This is a genomic window from Janthinobacterium sp. SUN073, from assembly GCF_030397665.1.
Classification (GTDB): Bacteria; Pseudomonadota; Gammaproteobacteria; order Burkholderiales; family Burkholderiaceae_D; genus Janthinobacterium.
The window spans coordinates 200,894-218,329 of sequence record NZ_JAPUBT010000005.1 but is presented as its reverse complement, the minus strand read 5'-3'; the positions used below and the strand labels follow the sequence as shown (position 1 = coordinate 218,329).

Genomic DNA, 17,436 nt, shown 5'->3' with positions numbered 1-17,436 from the left:
CGGCCACGTTTGCCGCCACCCCGTGTGATCCCGCCTCGCCCTGCCATACTTGTCGTTCCAGTCTGATGAAAACCGAAGTGAGCCGGAACTCTCAACGTGTTGCTAAGGCCGATATATTGTCATTTCGCGGCGCGAAAGTACAGGGCGTGCGGTAATTTAATGGCCATGCCGCAGGCCGTTGGCCACATGCAAGACGACAAGTCAGGCGGGAAAAGCGGGAGCGTATCTTTCTAATAATAATACAAACTGAATTTTAATCCTTTTTTTGCCGCTGGTTTTTTTCCATAAAAACATGCTGCTGGTAAACAAAATGTCATGCAGAGTAACTTGAATGCCTGCAGCCGTCACGGCAGGGATTAACTTTTTGTCTGTATCGGTCATTGCAAGTCATTGATTTTAATAAATTTTAATGAAGAATGCGAGAACGCTATGGCCTTGCTCCGCGAGTTCGTCCATAATCCGCTGATGATGGACGTTCTGATGCTGTTTATTTTGTCTGCCGCGGCCAAGTAAACTGCCGCCAGCAAAACCGGACGTCGCCCTAATGATCAATAGTGAGGATATCTTGGAAAAAAAACCAAAAATTATTTTGTCGTCACAAGACCTGGAACGACTGGAAGCGTTGTTGTATGCCTTGGGAAATAACTTGTCGCCAGACAAGGCTGCCTTGCTCGATGAGCTGGGCCGCGCCGAGGTGCTCGAGCCGCAAGAAATTCCGCCCACCGTCGTGACGATGAATTCCACCGTGCGCTTCACGGTGGAAAACAAGGAGGAGTTCTGCCTGACGCTCGTGTATCCGAAGGATGTGGAAGGCCAGGCCGACCGCATTTCCGTGCTGGCGCCCGTCGGCAGTGCGCTGCTGGGCTTGTCTGTGGGCGACAGCATCGCCTGGCCCATGCCCGGTGGCGTGGTGAAGGTGAAGATCGAGGAAATCGTGTATCAGCCTGAACGGGCTGGCGAATACCACCGCTAGGCATCGATGCGGTGATGGCGGACGGCGCCTGCCGTTCGCCTGCCTGGCCGTGCCGGGAGCGGATTTAACTGTTTCTCTGCACGCGCACCACCAGCCATCCGGCCACGACGGTAAACGTGACGATGATGGCAACGATGATCCAGAAGCCCTGCGGGTGCTGGGCCAGCGGAATTCCCCCCACATTCATGCCCAGCATGCCGGCGATGATATTGATCGGCAAGGCCAGCACGGTGACGATGGTCAGCACGAACAGGCTGCGGCTGTTTTCCTCGTTGACCCTGGCGGCAATCTCTTCCTGCAGCAGCTTGATGCGTTCCTGCAAGGACGACATATCGCTGAGCACCACGGAAAATTCTTCCGTCGACTGGCGCAGTTCCAGGCTGTCCAGCTCCGACACCCATGCCGGCGGGCGTTGCAGCAGGCGGAACAGGGCTGCCGGTTCCGGCGCCAGCAGGCGCTGCAGCCGTACCAGCACGCGCCGCATGGCGCCCAGGTCTTCGCGCTTGGGCACCAGGCGCCCGGCCAGCAAGTGGTCTTCGATATCGTCGACCCGCGCCACGGCATCGCGCACGATGTTGACCAGCACGTCAGCCTGGTCGCGCAGCAAATGGATCAGCAGTTCCACCGACGAGCGGATCGGCTCGTGGTTCTTGATGACGGCCTGGCGCAAGCGTTCGATCGACTGCAGCGGCGCGCGGCGCGCCGTGATGACGAGGTCTTGCGCCACGCTGGCCCACATGGTGGAAATGTCGGACGCTTCGAACGAGAAATTGTGTACCACGTCGTTGACCACGGCGATCAGGGTGTTTTCCGCTTGTTCGATACGCGTCGAGCGGGAACCCTGGTGCAGCGTCTCATAGAATTCGTCGGCCAGCTGCGTATGCGTCATCAGCCATTTTTCGCTGGCCGCATGCGATAAATTGAAATGCAGCCAGACGAATTCCTGCGCCGGCCTGGCCGCGCCATCGGCCAGCCAGGCCAGCGCGGCCGCCGAGTCGAGCGCCAGCGGCTGGGCCTCGCGGCCAAACAGGAAGCCCCAGACCAGGCCCGAGGTATCCGAGCCGTAAGTGAAACCGGCAGTTTCCATCGCCATCGTGAATCTTTCTCGCGCAGTGTGATTGATCGTCGCGCGATTTTAATACATGGATATGTCCGGAAAATGACAAGGCCACCGCGATGGGGGGCCTTGGCGGGGACTACAACCGTGTGTTAGCTGCGGTTCGGGTTGTCCGGACGGCGGTCGTCGCGGTTCGGTATGCCATCGCCGTCGCGATCGTGGCGGTTGCCATTGTCGCGATCATAGCGGTTGGGGATGCCGTCGCGGTCGCGGTCACCGTTCGGGCCACGTGGCGACCAGCGGCCTTGCTCCATCTGCCAGCGGCCATCGCGCTGGTTCCAGGCGGGTGGCGCATACGCATAGCCGGGGCGTTCGGCGATCCACACGCCGGGCGTCCAGGCGTAGCGCTGGCTGCGCCATTCCCAGTGGCCGGGCGCCCAGGTGTAGCCGTGGCGCGCGCGCGGAATGGCTTCGCGGCGCGGTGGCGGCGGGGCGATGCGGATGTCGTCATAGCGCACGGGCTGCACTTGCGCGGCGACCCAGCCGCCACGGTCCAGGCGCCAGCGGTTGTTCTCTTGTATCCAGGCGGCGCGGCGGTACTGGTTGCCGCCGCGTTCGCGCAGCCATTCGCCGCCGGTCCAGACATGGCGCTGGCCGTCCCAGTTCCAGTAGCCCGGTGCCCAGACATAGCCGGCGCGCGGCACGGGGGCGCTTTCAAAGCGTGGTGGAGGCGGGGCGTTGCCGACGACAATGCTCACGCCGAGCTGATTCTGTGCCATCGCCTGCGCCGGCAAAAAGGCTGCGGTGCTGATGGCAAGCATGGCTGCTGCGTAGAGTGCGATGGGTTTCATGGTGTGCTCCATTTCGGTGATTGCGTGAAATGGACTATAGGCGCTTGCTGGCGGTTTTTCGCCTTTGATTCAACTTATTACAATTGACACAATGCTGTGTGTCCGTGTATCCGTGGCCGATACAAATGGCGGCCTGGCGCGTGGCTATTTACGCTGCGCCAGGCGGCATACAGTCAGCATGGATGGCTCACAAGGTGCTGGCGGTGGCGTTGCCCAGCAAGGCTTGCCGTTCCTCGATCAGCGAGATTTTCTTTTCCTGTTCCGTCATGCGCTTGGCGCTGACGACCACGACGGGGATGGCGCTCGCTTGCGCCACATCGGCGGTCTTCGCAGCCGATGGCTGCATGAAGCTGATATAGCTGGCGCCGCAGGCGATGGCGACGGCGACGGTAAAGATGGCTTCCATGTTTTTCAACGTTTTCATGATGGTTCCTTTCGGGTGGCGGGTGGGTATGCATGCACTGTAGCCAGGCGCGCGCCAATGCGCCATGCGCATGCGACCAGCCGTGGTTTTGGCGGGATGGCCTGCAAAAAAACGGCGCTGAAATGCCTGCACCCGGGGCTGGCGGGCGACCGCTTGAATTGAGGCCTAATTAGCCCTGTATCCGTGCATATGAATGCACTTGCCGCATGGCATTATTTGACACTGCACAGTGTTGTGCGCCGTGTCGGGCACGTGCGGCGTGCGGCAGGTGCCGCGCCTGCTGTCCTGCTAGAATCGGCATGGCAGCCGTGTTGCGCACACTTGCGCACACAATCATTCTCATCAGGAGTCACATATGTTCCAATTGTTTGGTTTTGGCGGCGCCCGCTGCCCGCGTTGCGAGCACAAGAACGGCGCTGCCGCCGGCTATTGCGCGCAATGCGGCTTGTCGCTGGGTGCCCCCGACAGCGACGCGGTGCTGCATGCCAACCAATGGCATCTTGCTGATGGGCAACTGGCCCTGTTCTTCGGCGTGCGCGAGCTGTCCTCGCTGTTTGGCAGCGCGGCGCGCCGCCTGCAGGTGCCCGCCGAGTCACGCGCCTGGATCGTGCAATCGGACGCTTTCACCTTGATACCGGCCGGCGACTACGACAGCGCCGCCTTCTTTGCGCGCCTGCCCGCGCTGCTGCCGGCGCGTCCGGCCGAAGTGCTGATCGCGCGCGCCGACGCCGTGCATCTCGACTTCGACCTGCCCGGCCTGGCCAGCACGGAACTGCTCAACGTCGCCGCGTCCTTGCGTATCGATATCGCGCTGGGCCAGCCCGATGCGTTCGCGCGCCAGTTCATGCGCGCGCCGGGCGCCGTCACGCGCGCCCACCTGCACGCCTTGCTGCTGCCGTCCGTGCGCCAGATTGCGCTGGAATTCATCGGCAGCCGCGCGCTGCGCGAGATGGACGCGAATGCCGACTTGCGCCCCGAATTGAACGAACGCCTGCAATCGGCGCTGACCCAGCGCCTGGCGCCATCCGGCCTGGCCGTGGTGCGCGTGGAGACGCTGGCGCTACGCCATGACAAGCGCGACGGCAACGCCGACGCCGCCATCGGCACGCTGTGGCTGGGCGGCTTGCCGGCGCAGGAACTGGAGCAGCACAGCCTGGAGCGCATGAAGCAGCTCGACCAGCTGTATGACGAGGAAGAGTGGCAGCGCATCCGCCGCGAAGAACTGGCGGCGCGCCATGCGCACCGCCGCGCAGAGCTGCGGCAGGATGCGACGGTGGAAAAGGCGGAGCTGGGCCACCAGGAAGCGGAGCGCCTGCAAGCGCTGCGCGGGCGCCAGATCGACCTGTATGGGCGCATCCTGGAAGCGAAATCGCGGCGCCAGGCGCTCGACCACGGCGCCGCGCTGGCGCTGGGCGAGCTGGAACAGGAACTGGCGCAGAAGGGCGCACAGCGCGCCGATGAAACGGCCAACTGGGAGCACGTGCGCGCGCTGGCCGCCATCAAGATGCGCAGCGAGCTGGAATTGTCGCAGCTGCATGGGCGCGAACAGATCCAGCTGGCGCAGCAGCGCTTTACCCACCAGGTCCACTTGCAGTCGATCGCGCAGCAAGTGGAAAGCGCGCTGCTGATCGACGACGAGACGGGCCGCCGCACCCAGCTGGCGCGCCTGCGCCAGGCGCAAGCGGATGCGGCCCAGCGCGAGGCGCAGCTGGAGGCGGAGCAGCACCAGGCCGCCTGGCAGGGCCTGATGCTGGCGAATGCGGCGCGCAAGCGCGAAGCGGAGCGGGTGCAGGAGTGGGAAGACCAGATGCAGCTGGCACGCCAGCGCGAACTGCTGCGCGCCGAGGCGCACAAGGATGAAGCGGCCCAGGTGCAGGCGGGGGAGATCGCGGAAAAAGTGGCGGCGCTGCGGCGCGGCGGCGCGCGTGAAGACGCCATCGCGCAGCAGGAAAAGCTGTTGCGCACCATCGAGGCCGATGGCGTGCACGCGCGCCAGCTGCAGCAGCAAACGCAGCTGGCGCAGCTCGACGCGCTGGCCATCGAGGAACAGCGCCAGCAGCTGCGCCAGCTGGAACAGGAAGCGCAATGGCAGCGCGACTTGCTGGCCATGGCGCAGCAGCGCGAAAGCGATTACGCGCGCTGGAAGGGAGAGTATGAAGCCCTGCTGGCGCAGCAGGCGCATGCGGCCGAACTGGCGCGTATCGACATCGACCGCATCGAGAAAATCGGCTCGCTGAGCGACACGGGCAAGGTAGCCATGGCCGCCGGGCAGAACGCGGCCGCGCTGGCGCAAGTGCTGAAGGTGCAGCTGCAGGCGGGCATGAGCGCCGAGCAGATCCACGCGCTGGCGGCGCTGGCGGCGGCCGAAAACAGCGTCGCGCCGCTGGACGCCATGCGCATGGCGCAGGACAGCGTGGCGCAGGAGCGCAGCTACCTGGAAGGCCAGGCCGAACGCGAGCGGCGCCAGCAGCTCGACTTGATCAACCTGCAGAACGCGGCGCACGCGCATGGCCTGTCGGCGCAGGCGCAGCTGGGCGTGGCCGTGGCGCAGGCGTTGCAGCCAGGCGCTGCCTCTGCCGCGCCGGCCCGCTGCAAGAACGGCCATGCGCAGCGCGCGGGCCATCCCGAAGACAAATTCTGCGCCGCCTGTGGCGTTGCCCTGCAGCCTTGATGGAAGCGTTTCACCCCAGATGATGCAAAAAGCACGAGACAAACTGCGGGAACTGCGCGCCCTCCACGACGACGGGCTGCTCAGCGAGCAGGAATTTGAACGCCGCAAGAACGCCATCCTCGACGCCGAGTACGCGCCGCCCGGCGCTGCACCCGTGGCCGCGCCGCTGCCGGTGCGCCAGGGTACGGAGCTGGGCTTCATGACGGGCCAGGAAATCGGCCCGCAAAACCGCCGCTACCGGCTCGAACGGCTGATCGGCACGGGCGGCATGGGGCAGGTGTGGCAAGCCACCGACCTGGCCACGCACGCGGAGCTGGGCAGCAGCGAAATGGTGGCGCTGAAGATCTTGCCGCCGCAGCTGACGCAAAGCGCCACGCACGCCAAGCTGCTGATCGAGGAAGCGACGCAGGCGAGAAAACTCGCGCATGAAAACATCGTGCGCGTCTACGAGTGGGCGCAGGATCCTGCCACGGCCAGCTATTTCATCATCATGGAATGCCTCGATGGCGAAGACCTCGAGCATTATCTGGGCCGCCAGGGCGCGCTGCCGCTGTCGACCGTGCAGGAATTGCTGCAGCCGGTGGCCGAGGCCCTGTCGTATGCGTGGGAAAAGCACAAGCTGGTGCACCGCGACATCAAGCCGGGCAATGTCTTCCTGACGGCGAAAGGCGATATCAAATTGCTCGATTACGGCATCGCGACGCGCGTGCGCAATGCGGATAGCAGCCTGGCGCTGGACATGCCGAATGCGGGCACGCACGGTTATCGGGCGCCCGAGGCAGGCGCCAATCAGCGCCAGCCCAGCCCGCGCCTGGACGTGTATGCGGTGGCCGTGATGATTTACCAGATGCTGGAAGGGCGCATGCCTTTCGACGATGCGCGCAGCGCCAGCCATTTGCCATCAACACCGCAAGCGCTCAACGCGCAACAGTGGCAGGTGCTGCAGAACGGTTTTTCGCTGACGGCGGAACTGCGGCCACAATCGGTGCAAGCCTTGCTGGAAAATCTGGAGCGTGCCGCCGGGCCGTCGCCCGAAGAACTGGCGGAACAGGCGCGCCAGCAGCAGGCGCGCGCGGCACAGCAGGCGCAGCAACAACGGCAGGCGGCGCTGGCCGCCGAACAGGCCCGCGAAGAAGAGATCAAGCGGGCCCGGATCCGCCAGGAAGAGTTGGACCAGCGGCGCAAGGCGGAAATCCATGCCGCCGCGCTGGAAAAGCAGCGGCAGGACAAACTGCGCCGCGAGCAGGAAGCGCAGCGCCATTTCGAAGCGGAAGAGGCGCGCAAGCTGCGCAAGGAAGCGCTGCGCGGCCAGTTGCGCGCGCGCCGCGAAGCCGATGCCGCCACGGCCTTGCAGGAGCATCAGGAATTGCAGCGCAAGGCCATCGTCGCCAAGGCGGAGGCGGCCTATCGCGCCGAGCAGGAACGGGCGCGTCGCGCAGAGACCAGCCGCGCCGCCGCGTCGGTTCCTGCCCCGGCATCCGCGCCGGCACCAGAAGCGGAATCGGAACCCGAACATGTGCAGCCGGTGGCCAATGCCGAAGGCATCTTGCGCGACGATTTCCCCGATGGCGCGGGGCAGGGCCCGGAACTGGTGCTCATTCCCAGCGGCCGCTTCCAGATGGGCGCGCACGAAACGGAGCACAAGGCCGCCATCCAGGCCGGCTCGCAGCAGGCCTGGCTGGAACGCGAGACGCCGCAGCACTGGGTCGGCATCGAGCGCCCGTTCGCGCTGGCGCGCCACCCCGTCAGCGTGGGCGAATGGCGCGCTTTCGTCAAGGCGACCGGCTGGGCGGGCGGTTCCGAGACGGACTGGGACAATCCCGGTTTCGTGCAAACCGACCTGCACCCGGTGGTCGGCGTGAGCTGGAATGACGCACAGCTATACCTGGCCTGGCTCAGCGAGCGCACCGGGCGGCAGTACCGCCTGCCCAGCGAAGCGGAATGGGAATACGCCTGCCGCGCCGGCACGCGCACGGCCTTCAACGTGGGCGACACGATCAGCACCGAGCAAGCCAACTACGACGGCCTGTATGTCTACAACGGCGGCCCGCGCGGCGTGTACCGGGGCGGCACCACGCCGCTGGGCAGCTTCGCGCCGAATTCCTGGGGCTTGTTCGACATGCATGGCAATGTGTGGGAATGGGTGCAGGACGTGGTGCACGACAATTACGACGGCGCGCCAGTCGATGGCAGCGCGTGGGAAGAGGGCAGCGACAGCAGCCGGCGCATCCTGCGCGGCGGCTCCTGGCTGTACCACCCGCGCTACCTGCGCTCGGCCCTGCGCAACGCTTTTTCCACCGTGCTGTCGAACGACATCGTCGGTTTCAGGGTGGCGCGCACGCTCGATTAATTTATTGTTAAATCTGCCATCTTGACGGATACTTCATGCACCTTAACCGTGCCGGAGTGTCCGTGTTCAAACGCCGCCTGCTGTCCTTGCTGTTCGCCTGCCTGCCCGTCTCCGCCCTGGCCGGCGACTTGCCCTCCTATCCCTTCATCCATGCGACGGGCACGGCGTTCAGCTTTGTCATGCCCGACCTGGGCGAGATCGATTTCGACGTCAGCGTCTTCGACCCCGCGCCGGACGTGGCCACGGCCCTCGTGCAGACGCGCATTACGGAAGTCAAGGCGCTGCTGGTGGAGCAGGGCTTGCCCGAGGCGGCGGCCAGCATCGAGGTGCGCGACGTGCGCAAGGAAATTCGCAAGGGGGCGGAACAGGACCCGGCCAACCCGCAGTACCTGATCAAGGCCAGCGTGCATATCAATGTGGCGGACCTGTCGAAATGGCCCGCCGTCATGCGTCCGCTGCTGGCCATGCCCAACCTCGATGCGTTTGCCGTCACCTTCGGCGCCACCGAACGCATTCGCCTGGAAGAGGAATTGATGGGCGAAGCCGTCAAGGATGCACAGCGCAAGGCCGACGCCATGGCGCGCGGCTTCGGCAAGCGCGTGGGCGCCGTGGCCGGCATCTCCTCGGATCAGCTGAAAAACCTGGGTAATGCGGTGGGCCTGGTGCCGTCCGACCGTTACCAGCGCGCCAACAGCCGCCAGCGGCAAAATCCCGACGACATGCTGATGGTCACCAGCCTGAAGATGGGGCAGACGGTGGACGCCGTGTTCCGTATCAAATAACCTGGCGCCCAGGGAGCTGGCTGCGCAAAGCGGGCAAACGGTGTAAATTGTGGCTTTCCAAACGCTCCAAGGAACGCCATGACCATCAAAGCCATCCGCGACCAGTCGCAACCCATGCGCCACATCGTGCACGTGCGCGATCACATCATTTCCGCCGACGCCTCGGTGGCTGAAGGCGGCGGCGATGCCGGTCCTTCACCGCACGACCTGTATGACGCGGCCCTGTCGGCCTGTAAGGCGCTCACCGTGGTCTGGTACGCCAAACACAAGGGCATCCCCCTGGAACATGTGGAAGTGTCGACCGAGCGCGATGCCAGCGACGAGCGCAAGGGCGTGTACCGGCTGGCCGCCACCCTGCACCTGACGGGCGAGCTGACGGATGCGCAGCGCGAGGAATTGCTGGCCGCGGCCGGCAAATGCCCGCTGCATAAATTGATGACGGCTGTGACCACCGAAGTGACGACGGTGCTGGCATGAGCGCGGCCATCCTGAAAAGCCACGAAAAGGACCTGGGAGGCGGCTTCGTCGTGCGGCGTTTGCTGCCGTCCGCCGTCAAACAGGCCGTCGGCCCCTTCATTTTTTTTGACCACTTCGGCCCCATCGACGTGGCGCCCGACGCCAACCACGACGTGCGCCCCCATCCGCATATCGGCCTGGCCACCGTCACCTATCTGTTCGAGGGCGCGATCGACCACCGCGACAGCATCGGTTCCTGCCAGCGCATCGAGCCGGGCGCCATCAACTGGATGACGGCCGGGCGCGGCATCGTGCATTCCGAGCGCACGCCGCACGACCTGGCCGGCCAGCCGCACCGCACGCACGGCTTGCAGCTGTGGGCTGCGCTACCGAAGGCGCATGAAGAGGACGAACCAAGTTTCACGCACACGCCGCAGGCCGACATTCCCGTCGTGGCGCTCGATGGCGCCGTCGTGAAAGTGTTGATCGGCACTGCCTTTGGTCAGACTTCGCCCGTACGCACCTACATGCAAACGGTGTACCTGGACGTGGCGCTGCAGGCGGGGCGCGAGCTGCGCCTGGAGGACTTGCCGCCGGAAGCGGCGATTTACCCGATCAGCGGGGAGGTGCTGCTCGATGGCGTGGCGCTGCTGCCGCATACCATGGCGCTGCTGGAGGCCGGCGCCGTGCCCGTGGTGACGGCAGGCAGCGCCCCGGTGCAGTTCGTGGTGATCGGCGGCGAGCCGCTGGACGGCCACCGCTACCTGTTCTGGAATTTCGTCTCGTCGAGCAAGGAGCGCTTGTCGCAGGCGGCCGACGACTGGAGCGCCCAGCGCATGGGGCAAGTGCCCGGCGAGACGGAATTCATCCCGTTGCCGAAGGCGCCCCTGCGCCCGGCGACCTAGGCGCTTGGTTTAGAAGCGTGCGCGCAGGGTCAATGCGGCCTTGCGCGGCTCGCCGTAGAAATTGCCCCACGCCGGCGCACCCACCGTCTGGTAGTAGCGCTTGTCGAGCAAGTTCGTCACGGACAGCGCCGCCGTCCAGTTGCGGTCGATCTGCCAGGCGGCGCGCGCACTCCACAAGGCATACGCGCCTTGCGCCACCGTCACGTCGCGCGTGACGCGCGAGCTCTGCGTCTGGAAGTTCACGCCGCCGCCCACGCTCCACTTTTGCAAGGCGCCGGACAGGCGGTAGTCGCTCCACGCGCGCAGCATGTGACGCGGCGAGTAGGTGCTGGCAAACATCACGCCCGCATTCGAGGTCTGCTCCAGGTACTTGAAATTGTTCAGGGTGTAGCCGGCGAACAGCTGCCAGCCCGGCGCCACTTCGCCGCTGATTTCCGCATCGACGCCTTCGCTGCGCACCTTGCCCGCCGAGAAATAGCACTCCGTGCCGCTGGAACAGGTATTGACCAGGTCGAGCTCCGCGCGGTTGCGCTGCTCGATGCGGAACAGCGCCAGCGAGGCATTCACCTTGCCATCGAACAGTTCACCTTTCACGCCCACTTCCAGGTTGCGTCCCTTGAGCGGGTCGAGCAGGGCGCCCTCGGCCGTGCGCTGGTTCTGCGGCTGGAAGATGTCGGAGACGCTGGCGTAGCCGGACCAGCGCTTGTCGAATGCGTAGATCACGCCGCCATACGGCGTGACGACGCCATTTTCGCGGTAGGGGTCGATATACACCTCGCCCGTGTCGCGGTACACGCTGCTCCATTTGTAGTTCGACACGCGCGTGCCGGCCACCACGGTGAGCGGATCGCTGACGCTGAAACGGGCCACGCCATACGCGCCCGTCTGCGTCATCTTCGTCACACTGGGATCGCCCCGATAGCTGTTTTCACGGAACCAGGCGTCGCTCGGCTCGGCCACGCCGTGATTCGGGCGCAGCGGGTTGTTCGGCTGCTGCAGCAGGGCCAGACTGAAATCGCTGGCGCTTTCCAGGCGGTTCGTGTTGATGCCGGCGCTGAAGCCGTGGCGGCGGCCGAAGGCGTTGAATTTGCCATCGAGCGACAGGTCGATGCCCTTGTTGGTGCTGCCGTAGTCGAAGACGCCGCCGTACATCATCATGCCGGCCATGGTGGCGGGATCGAGCGCACCCTGGCTGAACATGTATTTCACGTCATGCCGCTCGCGCGTGTAGTTGGCGCTGGCCTTGAGCGACCAGTCGGCGTCGAAGCGGTGCTCGAATTCGGCGAAGACGGCCGTCTGCCGGCTGTCCCAGCGGTTCCAGTCGGCACCGAGGAATGTTTCGCGCGGCAGCTTCGGGTCGCTGCCATCGCGGTAGCGGGGCATGCCGGAAAAGAAGGGCGTCGCGTGCAGTTTCTCGTAGCTGGCGCCCGTCGTCAGCTTGCTGCCCGGCGCCAGGTCGAATTCCAGCACGCCGTACAGCACGTCGGTGCGGCTGTCTGCCACGTCATAGAAATAATCGCGCTGGTCATGCGCGGCCACGGCGCGGCCGCGGATGCTGCCCGACTCGTTCAAGGGGCCGGTGACGTCGACTTCGCCGCGCACGTCGTTCCAGCGGCCCGCGCCGAGCGCTAGCTGCACCTGCTTTTCCGCCAGCGGGCGCTTGCGCACCATGTTAATGGCCGCACCCGGCGAGCCCGTGCCCTGCAGCAGTCCTGTGGCGCCGCGCACGATTTCCACGCGATCCAGCATGGCCGTATTGCTGGTAAAGCTGTTCGCCTGCGGGTAGTACATGGCGCGGTTCACGCCGTCGAACTGGTACGTGTCGACCATGAAGCCGCGCGAATACACATAGCGTCCTCCCATCGGGCTGTCGTACATGGTGATGCCGGTGGTGTTGGCCAGTACGGCGTCGATGGTGTTGAGGTTCTGGTCGTCCATCTTCTGGCGCGTGACGACGCTGACGGACTGGGGAATTTCGCGCAGGGTTTGCACGCCCTTGCCGACGGTGACGGCGCGCGCCGCGTACGAGTTGCTGTGTTCACTGACAGGGTCGCGCTCCATGCTGGCGCTGACCGTCACGGGCGCCATGGTTTTTTCCACTCCAGCCGCCGAGGCGGAGGAGGGCGCCGCCTGGCGCAGCACATACGCGCCGTTCGGCAGCTGCAGCGCTTCCAGGCCGCTGCCGGCCAGTACCTGGGCAAAACCCTGCGCCACGTTGACGCTGCCACGCACGCCGGGCGAGCGCAGGCCGCGCGTCTGCGCGGGATCGGTCGACAGGCTGACGCCGGCGGCGACGGCAAAGTCGTTCAGGGCGGTGGCCAGCGGGCCGGCGCTGATGGCGTAGCTTTGTGACGCGGCGGCGGCCTGGCCTTGCGCCAGCGCGGGCGTGGCGATGAAGGCGGAAGGGGCGGTACACGCCATGGCGAGGACGGCCAGGCGGATGGCGCGCGCGGCGGGATGGAGGACGGGGGTGATCAGCTGCATGCTCGGTCTTTCTGTTCAGGGTATGGTCAATGGAGGATGAATCGGCTACTTATCCATGAAGCCGAAGCAGCGCATCGAAACACCAACCCCTGGCGCAAAAAAACCGAAAATAATTATGCCGGCCGGGCCGACACCGTGGCCCAGTAGCGAGTGAAGTACGTCACTTGCAGTCCGTGCGAGGCGCACAGGCTTTCCAGCACGGCGTCGATATCGTCGAGGCGGTAGGTGCCCGTGACGGGACGGCGCGCCACCCTGGCGTCGCAGACGAGGCGCCCGCGCCGGTAGCGCGCCAGTTCCCGCAGCAGTTGCTGCAAGGGCCAGTCGGCCGCCACCAGCATGCCGCGTAGCCAGCTGTCCTGGTGCGCGGGCGTGGCCAGCACGGCTGCCAGGCCCGTGTCGGAGAAGCGCAACTGCTGGCCCGCTTCCAGGCGCCGCACGGCATCCGGGCGCGCCGCGCAGCGCACTTCCACGGCGTGCTCGAAGACGCTGACGGTGCTGCCATCCGCATCGCAGCGCACGCCGAAGCGCGTGCCCAGCGCGCGGATCACGCCGTGCGGCGTGTCGACCAGGAAGGGGCGGGCATCGGATGCCGTCGTGATCATGATTTCACCCTGGTGCAGGCGGATCCGACGCTGTGTGGCGCTGTAAGCGACATCCACGGCGCTATCCGTATTCATCTCCAGGCGCCCGCCATCGGCCAGCGCCACGTGGCGGCGCTGGCCCGGCGCCGTGCGCAAGGATGCCGTCAGGGCTTGCCATGAACCCGATTGCAAGCCCGCCTGGCCCAGCGCGATGCCGCCGCCGGCCGCCACCAGCACGGCGAGTATTTTGGCGGCGGCGCGCCGGCGCTGCTGCGCCGCCTGCAGCGCGGGAATCGCCAGCGCTGCCGGTAGCGTGGCCAGCTGGCCGTCCATGCGCCGCAGCAGCTCCCAGGCCCGCTCATGCTCGGCGCTGGCATCGCGCCATGCCTGCACGGCGGCCGGGTCGGCGCTGCCGCACTGGAGCTCCACATGCCAGTGGGCGGCGGCGGCCAGCACCTTGCGGGGGATAGGCGACGAAACGGAGGCGGATGCGGTGAACATCAGGCGGCCGCCAGCAGCAGGCATTCCGTGTAGGCCCGCACCAGGTGTTTTTTCACGGTCGGCAGGGAGACGCCGAGGCGCCGGCTGATGTCCACGTAACTCAGTTCTTCGATTTGCGCCAGCAGGAAGATGGTCCGCGTGCGCGCGCCCAGGCGGTCGAGCAGGCGGTCGACGGCGAGCAGGGTTTCGATGATGATGGCATGCGTTTCGGCGCACATCGATGCCGGCTCGGCCTGCTGCGCCAGCGCTTCCAGGTAGGCGTGCTCCAGTGCCTGGCGCCGGTAGCGGTCGATCAGCAGACCGCGCGCGATGGTCGCCAGGTAGCCGCGCGGCTCGCGCAGGGGCGCCAGCGGTGTCACATCGCGCTTGCCCAGCAGGCGTAAAAATGTGTCCTGCGCCAGGTCGGCCGCCTCGGCCCGGTTGCCCAGCTTGCCGCGCAGCCAGCCATACAGCCAGCCGTGGTGTTCGCTGTACAGGGTGGTCAGGGGGACGGCATGGACGGGACTGACGGTGCTCACTGCGTTCTCCTGGCAAGGGATGAGCTGGGCTGACGGAACGCGGGGTGCCGGCTGGCTGGGCTGTTTGAGAATGATACTCATTATCACATTGCCATGCCGCCGGCGTCAATTGGCGTCAGCCACCGAGGCGCCAGCGCTCTTGCCACTGTTGCAGATCCGCCCAGGCCGTCCGGAGTGCGCCAGCGGACCAGTGCAGCAGGCTGTCAAACGCCAGCACGGTGCGCCGCAGGTGGATGCCATCGAAAAACACGTGGTCGGCCACGACGGTGGCGGCCAGCCAGGCGGCGATGATGACGATGATGTCGTGGCGGCCGCTTTTCCACCAGCGCAGCGAGTGGCGGCGGAAAATCCACGGCACGCCCAGCGGATTGGGCCAGTCGGCCAGCAGATGCATGATGCCGCCTGCGGCAAAGCCGAACAGGGGCGGCGCCCACAGGTGGTGCGGCAATTGCAGATACGTGTAGACGAGCAGCGCGATCCAGGCCAGGCCCCAGTGCGTCCAGGTGCGATGCGTGATCCACAGCCGGTGCGTGCGTGCCCACCAGGCCACTTCCAGCCAGTCCGGCGCCGTGCCGCCCAGTGCGCCCATCACAAAGGCGAGCATGCTCAGCACTTGGTAGGGACCACCGGCGCCAGCGTGCGCGACCAGGGCCGCGGCGATCACGCCGGCAGCCCAACCGGTCGCATGGTGCGCTTTGTTGGAAGCCATAGAAAATGTAAAACGCCATGCGGGCGTTGTGTGAAATACAGGGGATATTAACTGGATGAATATACAGTATTCAAGGGCGTGGAGGGGTGCTATTTGCAGAATATCTGGCGATAATTTGTTAAATTATGTGTCGGCAGGGCCTGGCTAGCGGACTCGGCAAGTCATGCCGGGCGTTCAAGTGTGTTGTGCGGCTGATAATGTAATTGGCCCAGGGCGCGCTATGCTGAAAGCAGTCCCACGTTTTGAAGAGGTCTCGCCATGAAAATCCCGCGCGAATTGCAGATTCCCGCCATCGTGTTTACGCTGGAAGCGGTGTTTATTTTTGGGCTGTCGATGATTTTTCTCGTGCTGATACCGCGCTAGCTAATACCTGAGAGGTGTTGTATCAGGCCGTTAGCGCGCTATCGCACAGCGCTGCGCCCTCGGTGCGGATGATCCAGCATTCCGGATACGGTTCGCTGGCGAAGCGGTTGTGCCGCGCGAAGCCGCTGAGTTTATCCAGCGCAGTGGCGGGGGCCAGCGCGGTTTCCTTGCCGCTGGCGGTATCGATGTGCCAGAAACCGCCGTTGCGGTGGAACAGCACGGGCAGGCAACTGGCCTGCGGCGTGGCAAGGTGGCTGGCCGGCGTCGGCTGGGTGTCCGGCAGCAGCAGGTAAAAACATTCGGCGCGGGCGCCGTGGTCGATGCGGTGCAGGATCACGCCGTGCGCAAGGATGGCCGTGACGCTGAGCACGACGATGCCTTTGATGCTGGCAGACAACTCGATGCGCATGCCCAGGCGCAGGGCGACCGGTTTGTGCTTGCCGGGCCACACGCCGTCGAGCAGCACACCATAGCGCGATACGTCCTCGATTTCAAAGCCTTGCCCGCTGCGCCGGATGATGGCATGGCGGCCCGACAGGCGGCGCGTCAGGCCATTGTTGTCCTGGCCGTCGGGACTGAAATGGCTGAGCAGCACGTCGGCTTCCGGGTCCACCAATTCGAAGCGGCCCAGCATGCATTCTTCCAGTGCGAACAGGCGGACCTGGCGCTGTTCGCCCGCTTCCGGCGCCGCATTGACGAGGCAGGCGGCCTGGCTCGGGTGCGGATGGCAGTGGCTGGTGGCGGGCAGGTCGACTTCGATCAACTCCTCGTCCCAGGCAATGGTGGTAAAGCCCATGTCGATCTTGCCTTGCGGCGCAGATAAATCCACGTGGGCGATGCCGGCATTGCGCGCCGTCACGTCGAGGTTGCAGCCGTCGCCGCCCGTCACGCGGGCAATCGACGCGTCGTCGGCCATCACGCGCACATTCTTGTGCGTGCTGAGGAAGATCTGGTGGATTTCCGTCAGCGTGGCGTCGCGGCGCGGCACCAGGATGACGAAGGTGCAGACCCATTTCTGCGCCACGGCGCCATCGACATGGCTGTGTACTTCCACTTCGATCTGGTATTGCCCGTGTTCCTTGTTGCGCGAGGAAAACTCGACAAACACGGGGCGCCAGTCGCCGCGCGTGGTGCGCACGAAATCATGCTGCACTTGGCCACGGGGGATCAGGTCCGAGCGCAGGCGCAAGGTCAGCTGCGGCGCGCAGGCGGCGCTCATGCCGCGCAGTTCCATCTTCAGGGTTTGCCGTCCGCCTGCCGCACGGGGATCGAAGCCGCTGATGTGCAGGTGGGCTTGCGCTGGCTGGTAGGCGGGCGGCACCGTTGCCGGTGCAACGGGCGCTGGCGTGAATGCCGGGGCGGCGGCGGCCGGCGAGGAGCGGCTTGCCGTTTGAATGGCAGCATCGCCAATAACAGCATCACGAATAGCAGAATCATGCGCAGGGGCGTGCGGAAGCGCCGTTGCCGATGGCTCGGAACGGGCGCTGCGCAGTGCGGTCAACAGGTCGTAGCTGCTGGGGGCAGTCGTCGCTTGCGGGTGGTTGCCAGCGCAGACTGTTTCCCCAGGCAAGACCCAGAACGTACAGTGCGGGTGCTCCGGGTTGCTGCATTTTTTCATGACATTCTGACTCGAATCGAGCGGGGACATTGCGCCCTCTGTTCTACATGAGAGCTTACGCGCTTTTGCGCCTGCTTGGCAACTTTCGCGGACCCGGAATGCGCACTTTTTGCCCAAATTCATGTCCCTGCTCACACCCCGACATACATGTCATGGAAACTATTGCTCAAAAACACACATTATGTCTTTCTGG

General features: G+C 65.2%; 15 protein-coding genes. 6 read left to right on the top strand and 9 right to left on the bottom strand.

Annotated elements, in window-relative coordinates; all coding sequences use genetic code 11:
* Positions 1-201 precede the first annotated feature (201 nt).
* A complete protein-coding gene (locus O0882_RS15975) occupies positions 202-381 on the bottom strand; it encodes a hypothetical protein (RefSeq protein ID WP_289949491.1) in 180 nt (59 codons plus the stop codon).
* 184 nt (positions 382-565) lie between these two features.
* On the opposite strand from O0882_RS15975, the gene rnk reads away from it, so the two are divergent.
* A complete protein-coding gene (gene rnk / locus O0882_RS15970; RefSeq protein ID WP_162835757.1) occupies positions 566-973 on the top strand; it encodes a nucleoside diphosphate kinase regulator in 408 nt (135 codons plus the stop codon).
* 64 nt (positions 974-1,037) lie between these two features.
* Here the strand turns inward: rnk and O0882_RS15965 are convergent, their stop codons facing one another.
* The 3 genes from O0882_RS15965 to O0882_RS15955 form a co-directional block, all read right to left on the bottom strand.
* Positions 1,038-2,066, bottom strand: a complete 1,029-nt coding sequence (locus tag O0882_RS15965; RefSeq protein ID WP_289949490.1) for a transporter — start codon at positions 2,064-2,066, stop codon at positions 1,038-1,040.
* A 116-nt stretch (positions 2,067-2,182) separates the two neighbouring features.
* Positions 2,183-2,881, bottom strand: coding sequence for a hypothetical protein (locus tag O0882_RS15960; protein WP_289949489.1), 699 nt, complete (start codon positions 2,879-2,881; stop codon positions 2,183-2,185).
* Between the two features lie 187 nt (positions 2,882-3,068).
* Positions 3,069-3,305 carry a hypothetical protein gene (locus O0882_RS15955; RefSeq protein ID WP_289949487.1) on the bottom strand — a complete coding sequence of 79 codons (237 nt, stop codon included), beginning with the start codon at positions 3,303-3,305 and terminating at the stop codon, positions 3,069-3,071.
* Between the two features lie 355 nt (positions 3,306-3,660).
* Between O0882_RS15955 and O0882_RS15950 the strand changes: the two genes are divergently transcribed.
* The 5 genes from O0882_RS15950 to O0882_RS15930 all read left to right on the top strand — a co-directional run bounded on the left by O0882_RS15950 (position 3,661) and on the right by O0882_RS15930 (position 10,469).
* On the top strand, positions 3,661-5,976 hold the full coding sequence (locus O0882_RS15950; protein ID WP_289949485.1) for a hypothetical protein: 2,316 nt from the start codon (positions 3,661-3,663) through the stop codon (positions 5,974-5,976).
* Between the two features lie 19 nt (positions 5,977-5,995).
* Positions 5,996-8,326 carry an SUMF1/EgtB/PvdO family nonheme iron enzyme gene (locus O0882_RS15945; RefSeq protein WP_289949482.1) on the top strand — a complete coding sequence of 777 codons (2,331 nt, stop codon included), beginning with the start codon at positions 5,996-5,998 and terminating at the stop codon, positions 8,324-8,326.
* Between the two features lie 35 nt (positions 8,327-8,361).
* Complete coding sequence (locus O0882_RS15940) at positions 8,362-9,108, top strand: SIMPL domain-containing protein (protein WP_289949480.1); 747 nt, start codon at positions 8,362-8,364, stop codon at positions 9,106-9,108.
* A gap of 78 nt (positions 9,109-9,186) precedes the next feature.
* On the top strand, positions 9,187-9,585 hold the full coding sequence (locus O0882_RS15935; protein ID WP_289949478.1) for an OsmC family protein: 399 nt from the start codon (positions 9,187-9,189) through the stop codon (positions 9,583-9,585).
* A complete protein-coding gene (locus O0882_RS15930) occupies positions 9,582-10,469 on the top strand; it encodes a pirin family protein (RefSeq protein ID WP_289949477.1) in 888 nt (295 codons plus the stop codon). The genes O0882_RS15935 and O0882_RS15930 overlap by 4 nt, the downstream gene beginning before the upstream one ends.
* A gap of 9 nt (positions 10,470-10,478) precedes the next feature.
* Here the strand turns inward: O0882_RS15930 and O0882_RS15925 are convergent, their stop codons facing one another.
* The 5 genes from O0882_RS15925 to O0882_RS15905 form a co-directional block, all read right to left on the bottom strand.
* A complete protein-coding gene (locus O0882_RS15925; RefSeq protein ID WP_289949475.1) occupies positions 10,479-12,953 on the bottom strand; it encodes a TonB-dependent receptor in 2,475 nt (824 codons plus the stop codon).
* 113 nt (positions 12,954-13,066) lie between these two features.
* Positions 13,067-14,035: a FecR domain-containing protein gene (locus tag O0882_RS15920; protein WP_289949474.1), complete on the bottom strand. Its 969-nt coding sequence runs from the start codon at positions 14,033-14,035 to the stop codon at positions 13,067-13,069.
* A complete protein-coding gene (locus O0882_RS15915) occupies positions 14,035-14,553 on the bottom strand; it encodes a sigma-70 family RNA polymerase sigma factor (RefSeq protein WP_289949472.1) in 519 nt (172 codons plus the stop codon). Before O0882_RS15915 ends, O0882_RS15920 begins: the two co-directional genes overlap by 1 nt.
* A 115-nt stretch (positions 14,554-14,668) precedes the next feature.
* Positions 14,669-15,262 (bottom strand): metal-dependent hydrolase, encoded by a 594-nt coding sequence (locus tag O0882_RS15910; RefSeq protein WP_289949471.1) that lies wholly within the window; start codon positions 15,260-15,262, stop codon positions 14,669-14,671.
* Between the two features lie 385 nt (positions 15,263-15,647).
* Positions 15,648-17,243: an FHA domain-containing protein gene (locus tag O0882_RS15905; protein WP_289949469.1), complete on the bottom strand. Its 1,596-nt coding sequence runs from the start codon at positions 17,241-17,243 to the stop codon at positions 15,648-15,650.
* Positions 17,244-17,436 lie beyond the last annotated feature (193 nt).

Bases quoted from the DNA above. Each gene is read 5' to 3' on its own strand.
- O0882_RS15975 (WP_289949491.1), bottom strand. From the start codon at position 381: ATGACCGATACAGACAAAAAGTTAATCCCTGCCGTGACGGCTGCAGGC.
- O0882_RS15965 (WP_289949490.1), bottom strand. From the start codon at position 2,066: ATGGCGATGGAAACTGCCGGTTTCACTTACGGCTCGGATACCTCGGGC.
- O0882_RS15960 (WP_289949489.1), bottom strand. From the start codon at position 2,881: ATGAAACCCATCGCACTCTACGCAGCAGCCATGCTTGCCATCAGCACC.
- O0882_RS15955 (WP_289949487.1), bottom strand. From the start codon at position 3,305: ATGAAAACGTTGAAAAACATGGAAGCCATCTTTACCGTCGCCGTCGCC.
- O0882_RS15950 (WP_289949485.1), top strand. From the start codon at position 3,661: ATGTTCCAATTGTTTGGTTTTGGCGGCGCCCGCTGCCCGCGTTGCGAG.
- O0882_RS15945 (WP_289949482.1), top strand. From the start codon at position 5,996: ATGATGCAAAAAGCACGAGACAAACTGCGGGAACTGCGCGCCCTCCAC.
- O0882_RS15940 (WP_289949480.1), top strand. From the start codon at position 8,362: ATGCACCTTAACCGTGCCGGAGTGTCCGTGTTCAAACGCCGCCTGCTG.
- O0882_RS15935 (WP_289949478.1), top strand. From the start codon at position 9,187: ATGACCATCAAAGCCATCCGCGACCAGTCGCAACCCATGCGCCACATC.
- O0882_RS15930 (WP_289949477.1), top strand. From the start codon at position 9,582: ATGAGCGCGGCCATCCTGAAAAGCCACGAAAAGGACCTGGGAGGCGGC.
- O0882_RS15925 (WP_289949475.1), bottom strand. From the start codon at position 12,953: ATGCAGCTGATCACCCCCGTCCTCCATCCCGCCGCGCGCGCCATCCGC.
- O0882_RS15920 (WP_289949474.1), bottom strand. From the start codon at position 14,035: ATGTTCACCGCATCCGCCTCCGTTTCGTCGCCTATCCCCCGCAAGGTG.
- O0882_RS15910 (WP_289949471.1), bottom strand. From the start codon at position 15,262: ATGGCTTCCAACAAAGCGCACCATGCGACCGGTTGGGCTGCCGGCGTG.
- O0882_RS15905 (WP_289949469.1), bottom strand. From the start codon at position 17,243: ATGAAAAAATGCAGCAACCCGGAGCACCCGCACTGTACGTTCTGGGTC.